Source organism: uncultured Kordia sp. (assembly GCF_947496985.1).
GTDB lineage: Bacteria > Bacteroidota > Bacteroidia > Flavobacteriales > Flavobacteriaceae > Kordia.
In genome coordinates, this window is the sequence record NZ_CANMEZ010000001.1 from 844,979 (window position 1) to 864,858 (window position 19,880).

Here is a 19,880-nt window from a genome sequence, read left to right on the forward strand (position 1 = left end):
ACAACTTTTTTGTACGATTCATATCAAAATACTGTTGAGAAGAACCATAATATACATGCAAAAGCCCTATTCTGGTTAAGAAAACACAAAATTACTGTTGCATACATTAGTTGCTTTTTCTTCTCAAATTAAATTCCAACATTTTCATGAAAATAGAAATCATGCACTGTTTTATACAGTCGCAAAATTCTATTGTATAAAATAATATGTCAGACAATTGTAATTGTCGTTCAAACTAAAAAAAGTAAAAACTATGAGCTTAATTCAAAAAGCATTATCACAATATGGTGTTAGAGAAATTGCTGGAAAAGTAGCTAATCCCCAAATCATTAGATACTTTGAAATATTAGGGTACGACAGAAGCAAATTGCAGGACGAAACTGCTTGGTGTAGTGCATTTGTAAACTGGGTAGCTAAAACTCAAAATTATCCATATAGTGGAAAATTAAATGCTCGAAGTTGGCTAAATATTGGAGAATCAACAGCAATACCTGCACTTGGAGACCTAGTCATATTATGGCGCGAATCTCCTAGTAGCTGGAAAGGACACGTTGGCTTTTTTATAAAACAAACCAAACGCTATGTATATGTTTTGGGAGGAAATCAAAACAATAGTGTTTGTATAAAAGCCTATCCTAAAAACAGAATCTTAGACTATAAAAAATTGTATAAAAATGGAGAAGACTAAATTATATGTTTTTTGGTTGTTGACTTTAATATCGCCAATGACCACCATTATGTTCACCATTATATTTCTAATTATTGTTGATTTTATTACAGGAGCGTATGCTTCTTTTAAAAACAACATTCCTATTAGTAGTGAACGTATTGGAAATACCATCTCAAAATTTTTCATCTATAATTTGGTAGTACTATCTGCCTTTTTATTGGAAAAATATATTGTCAATGAAATTCCTTTTCAAAGGATTATTACAGGATTTATAGCCATTGCAGAAGTAAAATCTATTTTAGAAAACTTCAACAAAATATATGGCATTAATCCATTTAAAGCACTAATAAATTTAATTAAAAAAAAGTCTCTAAAAGATTTAGAAGAAGCTATAGACATTCTTGTAAATAATAAAGAGCAAAATCATAAAACTGAAAAAAAATGAAACAATCATTAGAAATATTAAAAACTTATTTCGAAACAGGAGATAAGCCAACACAAAATCAATTTGAAGATGTATTTGATAGTCTTGTTCACAGAGATGAATTTGAGAGTACCGAAAATACTGTATTTGTATCTGTATCGAATGGAGATGATACAACAGCAGAAATAGGTAATACAAGAAAACCGTATCTAACTATTGACGCTGCTATTGCTGCTTTTGAAGTAGTAAAACCACGTGAAGGTGACTTAACTAGTTTAGAACATCCTTTTTTAAACATACAATTACAATCAGAAGGAACTTATGAAGTAAACGCTTTATTACCTCAACGAAATATTCGTTTTGAATCTGAAGAAGCTTGTACAATTGATTTTTCAAACAATACCAATGAATATTTCCATGACAGAGTAGATAATGTTTACAATAAGTTTGTATTCTATTTACCTAAGGGACGATTATTAAATAACTCTGAAAATAAATTTTTAGGAGGCACTTTAACTTTCGAAGGAGAATTTGATATTATTGAAACATATGGAGCTCCCTACAGTACCTTTGGAAAAGGGTTTATAACTGTCAGACAAGCAAATGTTACTTATAATCTCTTAAAAGGAAGTGGTATTGCTTTTAGTACATTAGGTACTGCAAATGTTAACACTTTTAAAGGAAACATTGAAAGTGCTGGTGGCAAACTAGTTGTAAATAATGAAGGCAAAGGTATAAATCATTTTGATTTTGATGAAGCAACAGGGACACATGAGTTAATGCTCTTAAAAGGGAGTTTGGCTGGGCTTGCCTATATCAATTTTGGTAAACACAAGCCAAATGTCACAACTCAAATTATGAAAATTGCTCATACTGGAAAAGTATATGTAAATTTCAAAGAGAATGCAGAAACTAATGGTTCTTTTAGTGCTGGTGAAGTTCATTTTACAGGAAATAAAGTAACAATAAACGCTTCACTTGCCAGGTTACAATACAAATTATTTTTTGAAAATGTATTGGTAGAATCTGTAGGAGCTATTTGTTCTCTTATCAATGGAAATGCTCAAGTTTATATAAAAAATTCTTATATAGAAGTTCCACACGGTTTAGTTGCTATTGAAACAAATACTGTCTTTAGTACAGATTCTCTTGTTTTTAAAGGACATAATACTATATACCAAACAGGAACGCCTGGTTCTAATTTAATAACTAAGTATGCTACTGCAAATCCAACGAATTTTAGTTCTAAAGTAGAGCTTCAAAATTCATTGATTACCAATGGTGTTTTAAACACAGTTATTACCGGAAATACTGATTCAACAGCTACAGTAACCATCGGAACTACCAACACCTACTAAACATAATTATGAATAGTACTAATCTAAGAGCCTTTGATATCAAAGGCTCTTTTTATCTCAAAAAATCATGAACACAAAACATATATCTACAGAACGTATATTGCTTGTCATCATTATTGGTTTATTATGGTATAGTTTATTGCTTAAATCATGTGAAAGTGATATAGGTATTAAGGCAGAACCTACTATTACTATTGTACGAGACACAATTTGGCAAACCAAAATTGATACTTTACATATACAAACTACAAAGTTTGAATACGTTTATATTCCAAAAATAGGTTCAAATGAAGAACGCAAAAACTTCAAAAAAGAAATTACATTGGAAGAAAAAAAACAATTTATTGAAGGGAAATTATATAAAGATACACTTCGTACAGAAGATATTGACATTTTTACACACAACGTAGTTGATGGAACGCTAATAGAAAGTAAGTTTTCATATAAATTAAAAGTTCCTAGAGAAATTACCATCACAAAAACTATTGAACACCCTAAAACCTACAGAAGTGGATTCTATGTTTTTGGCGAAGTTGGAGGAAATAAAAACCAATTTAATAATCTTAGTCTTGGTGTGCAATATCAACATCAAGGAAAATGGTTTGCTTCCTACAGCGTAAACCTCAATCAAATACAATCAACAAGTCATAATGTTGGTGTAGGAGTTCGATTATGGTAATACACCAAGAGTTGAATTCATTCAATTAGTATATAATTTATCTATTTTTAGATCGTGACCAAACGATTAAAAAAGCTAAAATAATAACTGTCATTACTACTAAAGCTGCACCTAAAAAGTAATCTTCTTCTTTTGTTTGTTGTAACAATACTATATTCAAAAATAGCTGATTAAAAACTTCCATATTATTCTTATTTTAAGGAGTTTAAAATTACACAACGTATCACCATATAACCTATGATAAAAGTCAGTCTTTAACTATTTTATAATGAATAAGAATCAAAAAAACATCTCTTTTAGGAGATGTTTTTTCTTATATACGTATAATAATTATAATGATAATTCCAATCAATACCAGCATTAACAAAAGCTCTATTGTATACGGCTTATTATGCTTTTTAGAAGTAAGTCTGTTAGTTTCTTCTGACTCTACTTCTTTAAGTTTTTCATTGATGATTTCAACCAAAGTAATATCATTCTTATGAATAAAATACTCTGAAAATTTAGAATCAGGAATTTCACGCTTAACAAACTTGATATGTTGCTCCTTCAATGCAGCATCAAAGAAATCTTCTGCTTCCTGATTGGTAAATAATTTAAAATATCGTTCTAAATCTGTTTCTTTCATTTGTAGTCCGTGTACAATAAAGATAGTAAATACAATCTTATTTTCTATTTTTACCGAGATTCAATATAATTTCATGAATTATCGTTTTCCAAAAGAAGAAAAATTAAAAAGTAAAAAATGCATTGAGCTACTTTTTAGTGAAGGAAGTTCCGTTTCAAAGTTTCCATTAAAACTGATATACACAGCAACATCATTACCAAAAGATGTACCTGTTCAAGCTGGAGTTTCGGTCACAAAAAGAAGATTTAAAAAAGCTGTTACACGTAATCGTATCAAAAGATTAATGCGTGAAGCCTATCGTTTGCACAAAAATGACGTTTTTAACACAATATCAACATCCTATGCTTTTATGTTTTTGTATATTGGAAAACAAGAACCAACTTTTGAAGAAATTGAAAAGTCAATGATTCGTTTGTTGCAAAAATTCTTAGAGAGAACAGCAACAGAAAACACACCTTTAAAATAATGTTATTCCTGCTATCTTTCTAGCTATTAATGATATAAGAAGATGAAAAAAATATTAAAAAAGAAAATTGTAGTTCCTGTATTAGCAATCGTATTTCTATTTGTAGCTGTAAGTTTCAAAAGTGATTTTTTTGAAATCGCAAAGCAAATTGAAATATTTACAACCATGTTTAAGCAATTAAATATGAATTATGTAGATGAAACGAATCCTGCAGAATTAATGGATGGAGCCATTAAAGAAATGCTAAACGATTTAGATCCATATACCAAATTTTACAACGAACAAGATGTGGAAGCCGCTAAAATTAGAAATGCTGGAGAATACTCTGGAATTGGCGCTTCTGTTAGAAGAAGTAATAAAAAAATTACCATCATTGAGCCGTATAAAGGATATCCTGCTGATAAAGCTGGATTAAAAGCTGGTGATGAAATTCTTCAGATTGATGATATCGTAATTGCAAATTTTAAAGAAGACACTGGAGAATTGCTAAAAGGTGCTGCAAATAGTACTATAAATATTGTGTACAAACGCCAAGGAAAAGAATACAAAACACAATTAACAAGAAGCAAAATAGAAGTAGATGCAGTTCCATTTTTTGATATGATTGATGACAAAACTGGATATATTGTTTTGGCAAAATTCAATAAAAAAGCAAGTGCACAAACCAAAGAAGCTTTAGAAAAACTAAAAGAAGATGGTGCAGAACGTATTGTCTTAGACTTACGTAGCAATCCAGGAGGTTTACTTCGCGAATCTATTGATATTGTAAATCTTTTTGTGCCTAAAGGAGAAGTAATTGTAACCACAAAATCAAAAGTTAAGAAATACAACAGAACGTATAAAACCAGAAAAAAGCCTATAGATACTGAAATTCCATTAGTAGTATTAGTAAATGGACGAAGTGCTTCGGCAAGTGAAATTGTTTCTGGAGCATTACAAGACTTAGACAGAGCTGTTGTAATTGGTGCACGTAGTTTTGGAAAAGGCTTGGTACAACAACCTAAAAAATTAACATACGGAACACAATTGAAAGTAACAATTTCAAGATATTATACGCCTTCAGGACGTTGTATTCAAGCATTAGACTATTGGAATAGAGATGAGAATGGAAATGCCGTTAGAACGAACGAAAATGATTATACCGCGTTTAAAACGAAGAAAGGAAGAACTGTATATGATGGCGGTGGAATTAATCCTGATATTGAAATTACTTCACAAAAAACAAGTGACTTTACAAGATCGTTAATTGGAAACTTGGTCGTCTTTAATTATGCAACAGAATTTTATAACAAAAATTCATTTTCAGATATGAATTCATTTGCGTTTGATGATACAAATTACAATGATTTTAAATTAAGTGTCGCTTCCGCAGGATTAGACTTTTACGAAACTGAAACCGAAAAAGCACTTAAAAAAGCGATGAATACGAAAGAAGCTAAAGACTTCGGACAAAATGTTTCTAGAGAATACGATGAATTGTTAGCTTCTATCAAACAAAGTAAATTAGATGCGCTTGATACGTATAAAGATGAAATTTTGAAAGAACTTCAAAGCGAAATTTTAAAGCGTTATTTCTACCGCGAAGGTTTATTTGAATATCAATTAACAAATGATGAAACCATCAAAAAAGCAACTGAAACCTTAGCAAACAAAAGTGAATACGATAAAATTTTAAATTAGGAATTTACATTCCAATTAAGATTCAACGAGTTACAATTGGAACATGTGCTATTTTCATTATTGTCAATAGTTTTATGACAACGATGGCAGCTTTTGTATTTTAAATTCATATGACTTGCAATAAACTTTGCATCTCTATGTGTAACACTGTATAACTTTATAATTTCTTTTACTACTAGTAAAGCAGATACTTGGTTTAATTCCAGTAATTTTTTCTTATCATCTATAGAAAAATCAGGAATTTCAAATACATTACTTGAACTACATCGTTGACAATTTATTTTCATAATCTATGCGTTTCTTATCATTGCAATATGTGGAATTCCATCTTCTAAATATTCATCTCCTATTTGTGAAAAACCGTGCGATTCATAAAACTTTTTGAGATATGTTTGTGCAGAAATTTTAATGTTTTTGGTATGATAATGTTGGTAAATAGCTGCAATAGAAGCTTTTATAATTACATGGCCGTAACCAAACGCACGTGCATCTTCAGAAACCACTACTCTACCAATACTTGGTTTCTCAAAATAATCGCCAGCATCAAAAAGTCGTGTATAGGCAACAACTTTTCCATCTTTTGTTCCAATTACATGCAGTGCTTTTTTATCTTTTCCATCCAAATCTTGATACACACAATCTTGTTCTACTACAAAAACTTCACTTCGTAATTGTAACACATCATACAATTCATCAATTGAAAACTCATTAAAATTTTTTACGCTTACTGTCAACATCTTATAAAAATTATTTAAACATTTTACAAAATAAACTGTAATATGTTTTTATTTGTTTGTAATATGTTTTATATTTGCTTTGTTATTTATTCATAAAAGCTAAAAAACAATACAAGTATAGCTGAAAAATATGGATTATTTACTTTCTTAAAAAAAGAATCAAACATTTGATTGAATATTGAAAGAAATGACAATAAGTTTTTAATCGTGCAGAAAAGAAGTGCTGTTATTAGAAAAGCGGAAACAGTTTATTCAAAATACATCTAAAACGATTAAAAATTTAAACGATGAAACAAAACATCAAAAACACATTGTACCGATTTGTAACAATGCGCGCGCCAGAACTTATTGGAGGTTTGGAAAAAGCATTAGGATTTGTACAATTTCCAGTAAACGAAACAAGTAATTTTATCAATCCAGCTTCACAAGCAACAACGCCTGAAGCTAAAAAACAAGCGATTGAAACAGCGATTGCAGGTTATACACCTAATTTCTCTTCAAAAAAGGATTTAGAAAATAACAATGTTTATTTCTATCATTTTGCTATTTGGCTTACATCTAAAAGAACAAAATTTACTTTAGAAGAAATTACAACTAAAGTGGATTCATTTTATGCTCCTCAGAGTACGTATCCTAATATGGTTGACGTTTGGGACGATTTACATTATAATATTTTAACCAGTGGAGATCCTTACATAAGAGATATGTTATTATCCTGGGTTGTTGCTGATTTCTTTTTAACAAACCGTGATAAAGTTGAACGTACTGCTGAAAATTTACAAAAACTAGCACAAGCTAGAGTTGTTATTGATACAATATTATTTAGTAATGAAGTTGCTACAGCTTCTACAGACAAAGATGCTCCTATTTCTGAAAAAAGTATGAAAAAGGAAATGGAAGCATTTATGGCGCAAGATCAAATTAAAGAGCTTAAAAAAATTGCTAAAGAAGTTGAAAAAACAACAAAAAAGTTCAAAAGAGAAAATCAAGTAGCTAGAGATGCATACCAAAAAACGTATGATCAAGATGTAAAAAATGCATATGCTGCTGCAACTATTGTAGAACGAGTTGTTACTGATCCTGATTCTGGTGAAACTTCTGTGCTAAAAGAATATCAAAATTTAGTTATTCCTCCATATAATTTCCCTCAGGAAGATCAATTGGATAAAAGTACTTTAGCTAGTAGATTAAGTACTGAAGCAGTAAATTATATCACAGCTATTGAAACAGAACACGGATTAACTACTTTAGATGAAGTAAGTACTGTTATTGCTGATGAAATTCAAGCTAATACAGATACTGCTTTTAGTAATACTAATTTTGGAAGTACACAAATAGTAACAGGTGGTGTTACAGTACCTGTTTCTGATTCTTTATCAAAGCCTTTTCAATTCAGAATTTGCTCACGTATTCCAACAGGAAGTTCAAAACATATTATTGTAATGGTCTTAAGTATGCCTAATGCATCTTATAATGTTGCAAACATGACATATACAGTACAATATGCTGACGGATCTACTAATACAGACGGATACTTTGATGAAAGTAAAACAGGAAGCTCAATAGTATTAAGAATGTATAATAATGGTATTGACTTAAGTAATCCTACTACTGAATTTTCAGGAACAATTACATTTACCAATGGAGATACATACGATTTTACAGTTCCTAATTTTGTAAAAGCAAAATGTTTCCTCGGCAAAATTACTCCAGCTGTTGTTAGTGGTGGAGGTACAGCTACTGAAGCTCCTATTGCATATGGTATTCAGCGTTTAGGAATTGCTGATTACCGTAAAGTAGAGCAAGAAGTATGTTGTTATGTTCCTGGTGAGGTTTCTCATATTGAAAACATCATGGCACGTGAGCACAAATTGAAAAATGTAACACGTACACGACGTCAGGAAACTACAGATACTTTTTCTAGCGAAAGCGAAAGAGAGAATCTTACAGAAACAACTTCTACAGACCGTTTTGAAATGAATCAGGAAATTGCTTCTATGAATTCTCAAAACCAATCTGTAAATGCAAATGCAGGAATTCATTGGGGAGGTGATAATTTTGGTGGAAATGCTAGTGCAAGTTTTGCAAATAATACTTCTTCTGAAGATTCAGAAAGTCAAGCAATTTCACATGCAAAAGAATTGACTGAAAGAGCTTTAGATAGAGTTGTTCAAAAAGTACGTGAAGAGCGTGTTACTAAAGTTATTGAAGAATACGAAGAAAACACATCTCATGGGTTTGATAACCGTAAAGGAGACAAACACATTTCTGGTGTATACCGTTGGGTAGATAAAGTATATAGAAATAAAATTCTTAACTACGGAAAACGCTTAATGTATGAATTTATGGTTCCAGAACCAGCTTCTTTCCATGATTTAGCTATTCAACTAAAAAATGAAACAGAAATTTTAGTAAAACCAGCTGATCCAAGAACTACTTCTGGTAATTTAAACATGGCAAATTTCCAAAATGTTAATTTAGATACTTATAAACATTGGGCAGCTATTTATAATGCTGAGGTTTCAGAACCACCAACAGAAAAGATTTATATTGGAAAAGCATTTTCATATAAAGCTGTAGAAATAAAAGATGATCGTTATGAACGTTATGGTGAAGATGTAGAATTAGACATTCCTGAAGGATATTATTCTGTCTCTGCAAGAGCTGATTGGGCAGATAGTATTGACGGATTTGTACCAAGTGCTACAGAAATCATTGTAGGTAGTAAACGAATGCTTTCAAGAAACAGCAACTATGATCTTCCAAAGCATGTAGGTTCAATTCCTGTATCATTCTCATCTTTAGGACATTTATCAGGAAATTCAACGGTTAGTATAGAATTACAAATTCTTCCTGAAGCAAAAACAAAATGGCAACTTGAAACTTTCAATACTATTATTAAAGCATACGAAGAGCGTTTGGCTGAATATGAAGAAAAGTATGCTGCTCAAAAGCAATTAGAAGAACAAAAGTTAGAAATAAACCCTGGGTTCTACAGAGAAATTGAAAGAACAGTATTACGTAAAAATTGTATTGCTTATTTAATAGGACAAGAAAATCTTGGAAAGGATATGCTTGATAACAGAGATTCGTTGGCAAACATTGTTCCAAAATATACAAATCCTGCTTTAGACAGCTATGCTGCAAAAGTGAAATTCTTTGAACAAGCTTTTGAATGGGATATTATGAGTTATAATTTCTATCCTTTTTACTGGGCAACCAAAGAAAAATGGGATGATTTATACCAAGTTCAAAACAATGATCCATTATTTAAAGCTTTCTTAAAAAGTGGAATGGCACGCGTAATTATTACAGTTCGTCCAGGATTTGAAGAAATGGTAAATTGGTATTTAGCAACTGGACAAGTTTGGAATGGTGGACAAGTACCAACACCTAGTGATGAAGAATTTGTATCTATTTTAGAAGAATTACGTAATCCAGAAAGTGAAGTAGAGGAAACATGGGAAACACGTGTACCAACTTCATTAACAGTAATTCAAGCTGGTGCTATCGGTTTGGATGTGGAAGGATTGCCTTGTGATACTGATTGTGATGATTGGTTACAATTTGACTCAGATGGAGCTCCTGTATTAGATACTGATGGAAACCAAGTATCTACCAACCCAATTGTTAAAAATGATGGCCTTATTGGTGGTGGTGAAGGCATTGGAAGTGATGCTATAAGTCCATTAATAGTACAATAGTCCTTTAATTAATCATAGATTTTTAATAGTAAAAGTAGTCCCGAACTCGTTTCGGGACAGCTTTTCTAGTGTCAAAATTTGACAGAAATCTAAATACAAATATTTAAAAAATAAAATCATGTATGCATACGAATACGGATTAAAGAATTTTAATGAGATATACAAACCTTATAATCGTATTACGCTTTTTAATGATAATATTAAAATTGAAGATGATACTATAGGAGGTGTTGAAGGATTAGGAATATATGTAAAAGTAACTCTTGATGACAATATAACTACTGCTTCAGTAGTATATGGTGAAAGCTATCAACAATATTCAACTAGTTTTTTTGAAGACTATCTTGCAAAAATTAATGGAGTAACAATTACTGAACATACTCGAACTATCAATGGATTACCAAATCAAATTGATAGACCAATAGCTATTTATAATGATGAATATTATGCACATATTTTAGATGCTGATGAACTTCAACCTATAGCAATTACTGTTAATAAACCTCAAAAAATCACACCTTTTGAAGAAACTAGAAAAAAAGTATTAGCACCTATTCTCTTTGATTTAGATGAACTATTGGCTGAGGAAAATATTTCTATCATTATTATGATATCAAATGATGGATTCAAATTAGAACAAGCGTTTGATAAATTACATACACCTTTAGAAAATGAAATTGTCATTTTTATAGAAAATGACTTAGGTTCAAATCTCTTTGGAACAGTATTTAGAGCTCGCTTTGGAAATAATATACAAGTTAAAAAACTAAAAAAAGAACATTACAGCACTTTAACATACTTATGCAAACTTTATAATGTGTCTGTTACTACCAAGCAATTTGAAGAAATAATTACAGAAAGCTTTGAAGATAGAAACTACTACCATGTTAATAAAGTACATGGAGTTTTTAGTAGAATACCAGAATGGTCAATGGATTTAACGGCAAAAGGACTTGATAAAATTACAGAGTTAATTCATGTAAATCTAAGATCTAATGATATCAACACCTGGAAAGCACATGATAATATGGGGAAAGAAAACCCAAATTTTGATCCTTTCCTATATGGTTATAGTGAGATTAAAAAAATGGAAGCTACTAATGAAAAAGCTTTAAAAGATCTCACAGCAGATATCATGTTAAGTAAATTCAATGAAGATATATCTAAACTAGAATTAGAATTAGATAACAGTATTGATAAACTTCAAATTAAACAATTAAAATCAAAAGCCAGAGCTAAATTAAAAGGTGTTTATGATTCATTAACTCAGGCAAAAATACATGTAAAAGAAGTAACAGAAACTGCTTTAAACGAATTAAAACATAAATACATATTAGTAAAAGTTGTAAAAAATATATATCTACATCTAAACGCATATATCATAGGACTTTATAATAGCCTTGTAGATTTTGTAACTGGAATTATACAACTAATAAGTATGTTATTAAAAGGGATGGCTGCGTATGAAAGATTAAAAAGAAGTTTTAAAAACAATACATCTCAAACATTTAGTATGTTTTTTGAATTATATGAAAACTTTTTAGAAGTAGTATACAATTTATTCTCTTTAAGAAATATAACAGCTTTTATTGCATGGAATAACAAACAAACTCTTACAGTTATTGCTAATATTCTATACCCGGAAAAAGTAAAAAATAAAACAAAATCTTATTTAGCTAGTATTTCCGTAGAGCAATACGGATACGCTATTGGGTATTTAACAGGTTTTATTATTAGTGAAGTTTTATTTACACTAGTAACTGGTGGTGTTAGTACCATTCAAGCAGCAACTCGTGCAACATTTAAAGGATATTACGATCTATTACGAGGTATAATAAAAGCTCCAGTTACTGTAACAAAAGGAGTTATTAAAGTAGGTAAATTCTCTATTAATCTTATTACGAGATTATTTAAAAATCTAAAAAAGGTAGCCAAACAACTTCCAGAATTACTTAAAAAACTAGACAATTGGATTGATGATCTTTTAAAAGCTGCTAATAAATACATTGATACTGCTTTTGAAAAACTATTCCCAAGTAAAGCAGCTAGAGATAAAATTACCAATGCGGGACTCAAACCCACAAAAGTAAATGATGCTGGAAATGCCATAACCTTTTGCCCAATAAAATAACATACAATGAGAAAACTATTAAAAATTCTCATGTATGCATGGGAAAAAAGAAGAAAGAAAAGAAAAGAACTGAAGGAGTTACTAAATCAAGCTGGTTTAAAGTTGGTAAAAGCTAGAAATACTTCTATCACTTTAGCATGTATAATTCCAATATCTGATAAACAAGGAAAATATAAAATTGTTGATGAAGCCGATAATAGTATTGTATATAATACAGGACTTACTGAAGATGAAGCTGCTGAACAAATGGCTAGGTATATGAATGAAGCTACTGAAAGATATCCAAAATTATCTGGTGATGAAGCTTTGAATAAGTATATGAGGAAAATTAAAAGATTAAGAAATTTAAAAAAAATAAAAAATAAATTTCCAAAAGAGCCTCTACCAAAGGAAGGGTATGAAATAAAAATAATTTTAGATAAGAAAGGGATTTTTAGAAAATTTAATGGAAATATTGTTGGTTCTAAAATATATAATTTTGTATTAACAAAATCTGGAAAAATAAAGATAGGATATAAACATCATTTTTTAGGTAATGCAAAAGATGTTTTAGCTGCAGGGTCTATAAGATTTAAAAATGGAAAAATAGTTGAAATAGATAATTTATCAGGTCATTATAAGCCAACTATAAAAGAAGCAATAAATTTTATTGAAGCCTTGAAATTATCAGATATACCTATAAAAAGAGCTAAACTTTCTATCTATCAAATTACTGAAAAAAGTAATGGTTATATTGATAAAATTAAATTATATAAAAATATATTTATTGAAAACTTAAATTTATAAAAAATGAAAATAAAAGATAAAATTATAAAAACTGTAAAGGAAGATTGGAATGACTTAAAAAAAATAAAAAAAGAAATATTAAGTGTAAATTCTAAAGAATTAATTATTAAATTATTAAATTCTTCTGAAATAGTTTATACAGATATGTCAGCAGTTTTATTAATTATACCTGAAATTTGGAAAGATTTTGAACTTGAAGATTGGAAACATATAATTCAAAATGTTAATAGGCCTAAAGAATATAGATTATATATAGATGATGGACCATTCTTTGAAGATATTCGATTTCTTTATAATTGGATTGGTATTGATAGTATTGAATTATATAAATCAGATCCATTAATTTTACCTGAAAATAAAAAATCTTTAGATAAAATAGTTCACAATTTTTTAAAGGATACAATGAGAGATAATTATAAAGAAGATTTTGAAGATGGAACTTTTGGAAATATTGATTATTTTAGGAAAATGAAACAAAAATTAATTTCTCAGGGTGCAAAAAGAAATTCCTTGAAAGATATATAAAACTCAGACTCGTATCAAAAAACGCCAACTCTAAACAAGTTGGCGTTTTTCAATATTCTATAAATTTTATAGTTATGAACATCTAAAATTTATCTCTACTTTTAACTATTCAGAGAGTATATAACTATAATAATGAAATTCAGAAAAGAAGTCCAAGAACAATTCAAAAATGCAGGTTGGTATGAAGAAAGAAATCTTCAAAACAAGTATGATAAAATAAAGTATTTCAATGAATTACCTGAATTCTTAAAAGAATTTCTATACGAATATGGTGATTTAATGGTACAAACTAATGATCCAAATAAAACTTTTATAGGAACACTTAACTTAAAAGAAATTTCTAAAAAAAGACTTAAAATAAAATCCTATTTAGAAAAACCTTCGCTGAAAAATAATGTATTAACTTTTCCTGTTGGTTTTTACCAAAATTCTCATGATAATGGAATCGTTGAATGCGATCAATTTGGAACAATATATTTGATGGGAGAATTTCCTATTATAGTTTCAAAAAACTTTAAAAATGGCATTGAAAAAATAATCATAGAAGATTACTCAGATACTTTTGAATGGAATCCAGTAAATAAAACCTGGGATAGAAGAAATATTTAAAAACTAAAAAGAAGCTCTATAAAAAGCTGAATTTTCGTCAAACCGAACTTAATTCGGTTTCTCATAATCATTGTAAAATCTACATGATGAAATTCTTAACTTTATCCAGAATAATGTTTTGTATTACTTTTTATACAGCCTCTTCAATACAATCTAAATCTCACAGTTACTAACTACAAGCTATTTTATTCACTCTATTCTGGTGTCTTCCACCTTCAAATTCAGTAGCTAAAAACGTTTCTACCATAGCAATTGCTTGTGGTATAGAAGTAAAACGTGCAGGAATACTCAAAATATTTGCATCGTTATGTTGTCTGGCTAAAGCAACAATCTCTTTGGTCCAACAAAGCGCTGAACGTACTTTTTGATATTTATTAGCTGTCATAGAAGCGCCATTTCCACTTCCACAAATAATAATTCCAAAAGGAACCTTTCCATTTTCTACATCTGAAGCAACTGGATGCACAAAATCTGGATAATCTACACTAGCATCGCTATTTGTTCCGTAGTTTTGAATAGTATAACCTTTAGCTTCCAAATACGCTACAATAGCGTTCTTATAATCGGTTCCAGCATGATCGTTTCCGATAGCAATATTTTTCATAAATAATAGTGTTGTGTTTGTTGAAAACAAAGGTATGAATAGACTTGTGAACAACCGAAAAAAGTTGTTGTTAATTTCATTTCACAATAACTTAACAATGAACTAATTATAACTTAACATCAATTGTTGATATCTAGTAGCTAAAAACTAAGAACAAAATTTTGTTGCTTCAAAAAAAATTACAATACAAACAAAATTCTAGTCTTTCCAATTTATTTAGCACTTCTTTTTAGAAAAGTTTTCAAGAGTCGTTCTCTTGATTGTTAACAATAATTCACCAACTTTTTATCAAAAAATAACTGTGTATAAAGGTTGTTAATAACTGTTGATAACCTAGCTAATAAATCTTAGAATGAATACATTACACTTTTCATAACTTGTTCATCAAATTCAATAAGAAACAAATCCTACAGAAACTTTAAAAAGTTTTGCTAACTATTCACAAGCTATAATAACCATCATTATTTTTTTTAAATTTATAAAAGAAAGAAATATATATATTATTAATGTTTATAACATTTGTGTAAAATGTAGCTGTTTTGAAGCTAATATGTATTGAATTGAGTCTTTGTTTGATTCGTTTAGAAAGAGAGTTTAAATTTCACTGAAGGTCACTTTAAGAAGATTTGTGGAATAAATTTATTTGCAGCGTAAGTTTCCTTGATTTTTTTAAAAAAAGCGCTGAATGAAGCTTAAAACGTTTCTTTTAATTATTGAATCCTTTTGATTTTTTTATTTAAAACCTACACTATTCGTAAATGCGATTGCTTATTACTAAAATCTTCTAAAATTTGTTCTGCAATATGAATATCGTTTTTATGAACTTTTAATGAAATTCCACCAATAGCATTTGAATAAAAAGGAAAAACACTCAACATTATTTCATTTTCAAACACATATTTTATGCCTTTCTGATCTAACACAATTCGTAAAATTGCATATTCAAAAGGATACGTAAAAGTCGCTACGGTCACAAAATTGGTCATAAAATAAAAAATAAACTATCGCATAGAAAACTCACGATAAACTTGTAAAAAATTCATATAAAAATATAGAGACAAACTCAAAATAGTAAAATCTCGATTATTCAGTAATCATTTAAAAATAAGAAAACTAGTTTAAATAATACGTATCTACAGCTGCGTTTTTTAAAGAATCTTTCTGAATATCAACAGCTCTGGTATCTTGTTCTTTCTTTAGAGAAGAGTTAATATAACTACCAAACGAGAAGATACCGATCAAGAAGATCGCTAAAAATAATAGAATAACTTTGTACACTCGTTTCATAAATAGTAGTTAAAAAATTAACAGTACTTTCTATATAGACGAAGAAAAAACAGAATTGTTACACTTTTATTAAGATTTTTTTAACTTTTTTTAAGAAATCTATTTTTGTGAAGTATTGATTCTCAATCAAAAACCATATTTTTCAACAATTTAATTGTTGAATTGTTCATTTTTTAATGATTAGAAGACACCACAAAACATAGAGCATTCGGTATTATTTTTGCCGTAAATCCGCCAGTTCCAATAAGTTCACCATCTGCCTGAACAAACACATCAGTTGCTGCAGTAGTAATTTTAATTTCAGTTGCTTTAAATGTTTCTACTTGTTTATGATTCACAATAGATCCATTAAACAAACCCACTACATTTCGAAGTAATTTCCACAATGTGAAATGTTTAGCTACCGAAACATCAAATAATCTATCCAAAGAATTTACATCTTTTGTCAATTGCATACCACCGCCAGAATACTGGCAAATTCCAACAATTGTTAATAACGATTTAGTTGTTAATTTCTTTGAAGCACTTTCAATTGTAAACGAAGTTGCTTTATAACTTGCCAAACTCAATACAGTAGAAATTAAAAAAGAAGCAGCGCCTAAAAACTTCAAACCTTCATTTCGTTTTACAACATATCCATCAAAACCCAAACCAGCTACATTATTAAAAAATACTTGTGTATCAGAATTTAACAAAGAAATGGTTCCAATATCTTGTAAAACAGTATGTTCACTTTTGATAATAGCAACCGCTTTTTTAATATTCTTTGGAACAGCATAGGTTTTTACCCAATCATTTCCAGTTCCTAACGGAATCACAGCAAGTTTCAATTCCGTTTTTGGAACTAAACTTTGTTGCATCAAACCATTTACAATATGATGTAACGTTCCGTCACCACCAACACTTACAAATTTCCGATAACCTTTTTTCAAACCTTCAAAAACAAGTTCATATTCATGCTGAGGTTTTGTAGTAAATTCAAAATCAAATGGAATATTTTCATTTGTAAAAGCTGTAGAAATCTGCTTCCATTTTCGTTTTCCTGAAAAACTCCCTGAAGTAGGATTCACAATCAAAAACCAATTTTCTTTACACATACATAACACGAATTTAAAGTGTTGCAAAATACGAATTGTAAAATATTACTATATTTGCATCAGAATTATTAATACTTCTCTCCTACTCGTTGTGTGTATAATGAAATCATTAATTTCTAAAAACAGCAACATTCCTGACAGAATTAATTTGTACTTTTCCGAAAGTTAACTCTCGATTATCGAGTAAAATTCAAAAAAAAGCAATTTCGGTATGCTTTTTTCATAATCAAAAAATAATAATAACAATAAACCGAAAATATACACGAAATCGTGTAAAACAGAATGATATAATGACAAGAAAGAAAAAAAAGAAATCGCATAAGATTCCTAATCTAACAGATGCGATCCTTCAAATATTTAAAAAATCTTCAAACAAAGTTTTTAATTACAAACAAATAGCTTCAAAACTTAGTATTACTGATACGAGTGGAAGAAATCAAATTATAAAAACACTTAAAAAACTTAAAGCAAAGCAGAAAATTGAAGAAGTAGATCGAGGAAAATATAAAGTAGTTGGATCTACTGAATATTATACTGGTATTGCTGACATTACTGCTCGTGGACAAGGATATGTAATTTGTGATGAATTTGAAGAAGATATCTTTGTACCAAATAACAAACTAAACAGAGCGTTAAATGGTGATGAAGTAGAAGTATACGTATATAAACGTCGTAAAAATAATAGACCAGAAGGTGAAATTACGAACATCATAAAACGTAAAAAGACAGAATTTGTGGGTGTATTACAAATGCAGAAAAACTTTGCATTTGTAGTTGTTTCCAATCAAAAAATGTACACAGACATCTTTGTTCCAAAAAATAAAATAAAGAATGCACAAGATGGTGACAAAGTCTTAGTAGAAATAGAAGATTGGCCAGCTCGTGCCGATTCTCCATTTGGAAATGTATTGCAAGTACTTGGGAAACCTGGAGAACACAATACCGAAATTCATTCCATCTTAGCAGAATATGGTTTACCATATGAATTTCCTGCAGAAGTAGAACACTTTGCTAACAAGATAGACACATCAATTCAAGCAGAAGAAATCAAAAAACGTAGAGATATGCGAGACATTCTTACGTTTACGATAGATCCAAAAGATGCCAAAGATTTTGATGATGCATTATCATTTCAAGTACTAGAAAACGGGAACTACGAAATAGGAATTCACATTGCAGATGTTTCACACTATTTAAAACCTGGAAGTATCCTAGATGAAGAAGCATATGAACGTGCGACTTCTGTATATTTAGTTGATCGTGTTGTACCGATGTTACCAGAAATACTATCAAATGGTGCGTGTTCATTACGTCCAAATGAAGAAAAATATACCTTCTCAGCAGTCTTTGAAATCAATGAAAAAGCAGAAGTTCAAAACGAATGGTTTGGACGAACAGTTACCTATTCGGACAAACGATTTGCGTATGAAGAGGCACAAGTAATTATTGAAACTAAAGGTGATGAAATTCCTGCAGATATTTCACTTTCAGGAAAAGCATACAAAGTTGACAAAGCAATTGTAGAAGCAACTTTAAAATTAGATGAATTGGCAAAAATAATGCGTGGAAAACGTATGAATCAAGGTGCAATATCGTTTGATAAAGTAGAAGTTCGTTTCAATTTAGATGAAAACAGTAATCCGGAAGGTGTTTATTTCAAAACGCAAAAAGATGCTAATAAACTAATTGAAGAATTTATGTTATTAGCAAATAGAAAAGTAGCTGCTTTCATTGGAAAACAAGAACCTGAAAAAACATTTATTTATCGTATTCACGATGAACCAGATGTGGATAAACTAGCAAATTTACAAACCATTATTTCTCGTTTTGGATATGCGTTAAATTTAAAATCAAGAAAAACAACAACCAATTCCTTAAATAAATTATTAGAAGATGTAAAAGGAAAAGGCGAACAAAACATGGTAGATACGCTAGCAATTCGAAGTATGAGTAAGGCAAAATATACAACCAATAACATTGGTCATTATGGATTAGCTTTTGATTATTATTCTCACTTTACATCACCAATCCGTCGGTATCCAGATGTAATGGTTCACAGATTATTACAACACTATTTAGATGGTGGGAAATCTGCGAATGCAGAAGAATATGAAGTAAAATGTGAACATTCATCAAGTATGGAAGGTTTAGCTGCAAGTGCCGAACGTGATTCTATCAAATACATGCAAATCAAATTTATGCAAGATCATAAAGAGGAAGAATTTGTAGGTGTAATTTCGGGTGTAACCGAATGGGGAATATATGTAGAAATCATTTCAAACAAATGTGAAGGAATGGTACGTATTCGCGAAATAAAAGACGATTATTACAACTTTGATGAAAAACAATATGCATTGGTTGGAGAAGTTACTAAAAATATATACCAACTTGGAGACGAGGTTGTTGTAAAAGTGAAAAACACAGACTTAGTCAAACGTCACTTAGATTTCGACCTCATCGGAAAACGTGTTGATGTAGAAGCATAATATTAGGGC

At 29.7% G+C, this 19,880-nt stretch carries 20 protein-coding genes; 12 read left to right on the top strand and 8 right to left on the bottom strand.

Annotation, left to right across the window (positions count from 1 at the left end):
• Positions 1 to 253 precede the first annotated feature (253 nt).
• The 4 genes from Q0828_RS03880 (at position 254) to Q0828_RS03895 (ending at position 3,131) form a co-directional block, all read left to right on the top strand.
• Positions 254 to 688, top strand: a complete 435-nt coding sequence (locus Q0828_RS03880; RefSeq protein WP_298417847.1) for a TIGR02594 family protein — start codon at positions 254 to 256, stop codon at positions 686 to 688.
• A complete protein-coding gene (locus Q0828_RS03885) occupies positions 675 to 1,115 on the top strand; it encodes a phage holin family protein (protein ID WP_298417849.1) in 441 nt (146 codons plus the stop codon). The genes Q0828_RS03880 and Q0828_RS03885 overlap by 14 nt, the downstream gene beginning before the upstream one ends.
• Complete coding sequence (locus tag Q0828_RS03890) at positions 1,112 to 2,452, top strand: hypothetical protein (protein WP_298417850.1); 1,341 nt, start codon at positions 1,112 to 1,114, stop codon at positions 2,450 to 2,452. The genes Q0828_RS03885 and Q0828_RS03890 overlap by 4 nt, the downstream gene beginning before the upstream one ends.
• A 67-nt stretch (positions 2,453 to 2,519) precedes the next feature.
• Entirely contained in the window at positions 2,520 to 3,131 is a 612-nt protein-coding gene (locus tag Q0828_RS03895; protein WP_298417852.1) for a hypothetical protein, read from the top strand.
• Between the two features lie 37 nt (positions 3,132 to 3,168).
• On the opposite strand, the gene Q0828_RS03900 is transcribed toward Q0828_RS03895, so the two are convergent.
• Positions 3,169 to 3,315 (bottom strand): hypothetical protein, encoded by a 147-nt coding sequence (locus Q0828_RS03900; RefSeq protein WP_298417854.1) that lies wholly within the window; start codon positions 3,313 to 3,315, stop codon positions 3,169 to 3,171.
• 129 nt (positions 3,316 to 3,444) lie between these two features.
• A complete protein-coding gene (locus Q0828_RS03905; RefSeq protein WP_298417855.1) occupies positions 3,445 to 3,759 on the bottom strand; it encodes a hypothetical protein in 315 nt (104 codons plus the stop codon).
• A gap of 73 nt (positions 3,760 to 3,832) precedes the next feature.
• Here Q0828_RS03905 and rnpA point away from each other — a divergent pair, with 73 nt between their 5' ends.
• Together rnpA and Q0828_RS03915 are read left to right on the top strand one after the other, a co-directional pair.
• Positions 3,833 to 4,225: a ribonuclease P protein component gene (rnpA, locus tag Q0828_RS03910; protein WP_298417857.1), complete on the top strand. Its 393-nt coding sequence runs from the start codon at positions 3,833 to 3,835 to the stop codon at positions 4,223 to 4,225.
• A 42-nt stretch (positions 4,226 to 4,267) separates the two neighbouring features.
• Positions 4,268 to 5,905 carry a S41 family peptidase gene (locus Q0828_RS03915; protein WP_298417859.1) on the top strand — a complete coding sequence of 546 codons (1,638 nt, stop codon included), beginning with the start codon at positions 4,268 to 4,270 and terminating at the stop codon, positions 5,903 to 5,905.
• On the opposite strand, the gene Q0828_RS03920 is transcribed toward Q0828_RS03915, so the two are convergent.
• Together Q0828_RS03920 and Q0828_RS03925 are read right to left on the bottom strand one after the other, a co-directional pair.
• Positions 5,902 to 6,192 carry a hypothetical protein gene (locus tag Q0828_RS03920; protein ID WP_298417861.1) on the bottom strand — a complete coding sequence of 97 codons (291 nt, stop codon included), beginning with the start codon at positions 6,190 to 6,192 and terminating at the stop codon, positions 5,902 to 5,904. The two genes, Q0828_RS03915 and Q0828_RS03920, sit on opposite strands and share 4 nt — an antisense overlap.
• Positions 6,193 to 6,195: 3 nt before the next feature.
• Positions 6,196 to 6,642 (bottom strand): GNAT family N-acetyltransferase, encoded by a 447-nt coding sequence (locus Q0828_RS03925; RefSeq protein WP_298417863.1) that lies wholly within the window; start codon positions 6,640 to 6,642, stop codon positions 6,196 to 6,198.
• A 287-nt stretch (positions 6,643 to 6,929) separates the two neighbouring features.
• On the opposite strand from Q0828_RS03925, the gene Q0828_RS03930 reads away from it, so the two are divergent.
• From Q0828_RS03930 to Q0828_RS03950, 5 genes are all read left to right on the top strand, one after another.
• Entirely contained in the window at positions 6,930 to 10,346 is a 3,417-nt protein-coding gene (locus tag Q0828_RS03930; RefSeq protein ID WP_298417865.1) for a hypothetical protein, read from the top strand.
• 118 nt (positions 10,347 to 10,464) lie between these two features.
• Positions 10,465 to 12,477 carry a hypothetical protein gene (locus Q0828_RS03935; RefSeq protein WP_298417867.1) on the top strand — a complete coding sequence of 671 codons (2,013 nt, stop codon included), beginning with the start codon at positions 10,465 to 10,467 and terminating at the stop codon, positions 12,475 to 12,477.
• A gap of 6 nt (positions 12,478 to 12,483) precedes the next feature.
• Positions 12,484 to 13,263 (top strand): hypothetical protein, encoded by a 780-nt coding sequence (locus Q0828_RS03940; RefSeq protein ID WP_298417869.1) that lies wholly within the window; start codon positions 12,484 to 12,486, stop codon positions 13,261 to 13,263.
• A 3-nt stretch (positions 13,264 to 13,266) separates the two neighbouring features.
• Positions 13,267 to 13,788, top strand: coding sequence for a hypothetical protein (locus Q0828_RS03945; protein ID WP_298417870.1), 522 nt, complete (start codon positions 13,267 to 13,269; stop codon positions 13,786 to 13,788).
• Positions 13,789 to 13,920: 132 nt separating this feature from the next.
• On the top strand, positions 13,921 to 14,397 hold the full coding sequence (locus Q0828_RS03950; RefSeq protein WP_298417872.1) for an SUKH-3 domain-containing protein: 477 nt from the start codon (positions 13,921 to 13,923) through the stop codon (positions 14,395 to 14,397).
• 169 nt (positions 14,398 to 14,566) lie between these two features.
• On the opposite strand, the gene rpiB is transcribed toward Q0828_RS03950, so the two are convergent.
• From rpiB to Q0828_RS03970, 4 genes are all read right to left on the bottom strand, one after another.
• The gene (rpiB, locus tag Q0828_RS03955) at positions 14,567 to 15,001 is read right to left on the bottom strand and encodes a ribose 5-phosphate isomerase B (RefSeq protein WP_298417874.1); all 435 of its coding nucleotides are present in this window, start codon (positions 14,999 to 15,001) and stop codon (positions 14,567 to 14,569) included.
• A 743-nt stretch (positions 15,002 to 15,744) separates the two neighbouring features.
• Positions 15,745 to 15,987, bottom strand: a complete 243-nt coding sequence (locus Q0828_RS03960; protein WP_298417875.1) for a DUF2007 domain-containing protein — start codon at positions 15,985 to 15,987, stop codon at positions 15,745 to 15,747.
• A gap of 127 nt (positions 15,988 to 16,114) precedes the next feature.
• Positions 16,115 to 16,288, bottom strand: a complete 174-nt coding sequence (locus Q0828_RS03965; protein ID WP_298417876.1) for a hypothetical protein — start codon at positions 16,286 to 16,288, stop codon at positions 16,115 to 16,117.
• A 173-nt stretch (positions 16,289 to 16,461) separates the two neighbouring features.
• Positions 16,462 to 17,385, bottom strand: a complete 924-nt coding sequence (locus Q0828_RS03970) for a diacylglycerol kinase family protein (protein ID WP_298417877.1) — start codon at positions 17,383 to 17,385, stop codon at positions 16,462 to 16,464.
• A 290-nt stretch (positions 17,386 to 17,675) separates the two neighbouring features.
• Here Q0828_RS03970 and rnr point away from each other — a divergent pair, with 290 nt between their 5' ends.
• A complete protein-coding gene (gene rnr, locus Q0828_RS03975) occupies positions 17,676 to 19,871 on the top strand; it encodes a ribonuclease R (protein ID WP_298417878.1) in 2,196 nt (731 codons plus the stop codon).
• Positions 19,872 to 19,880 lie beyond the last annotated feature (9 nt).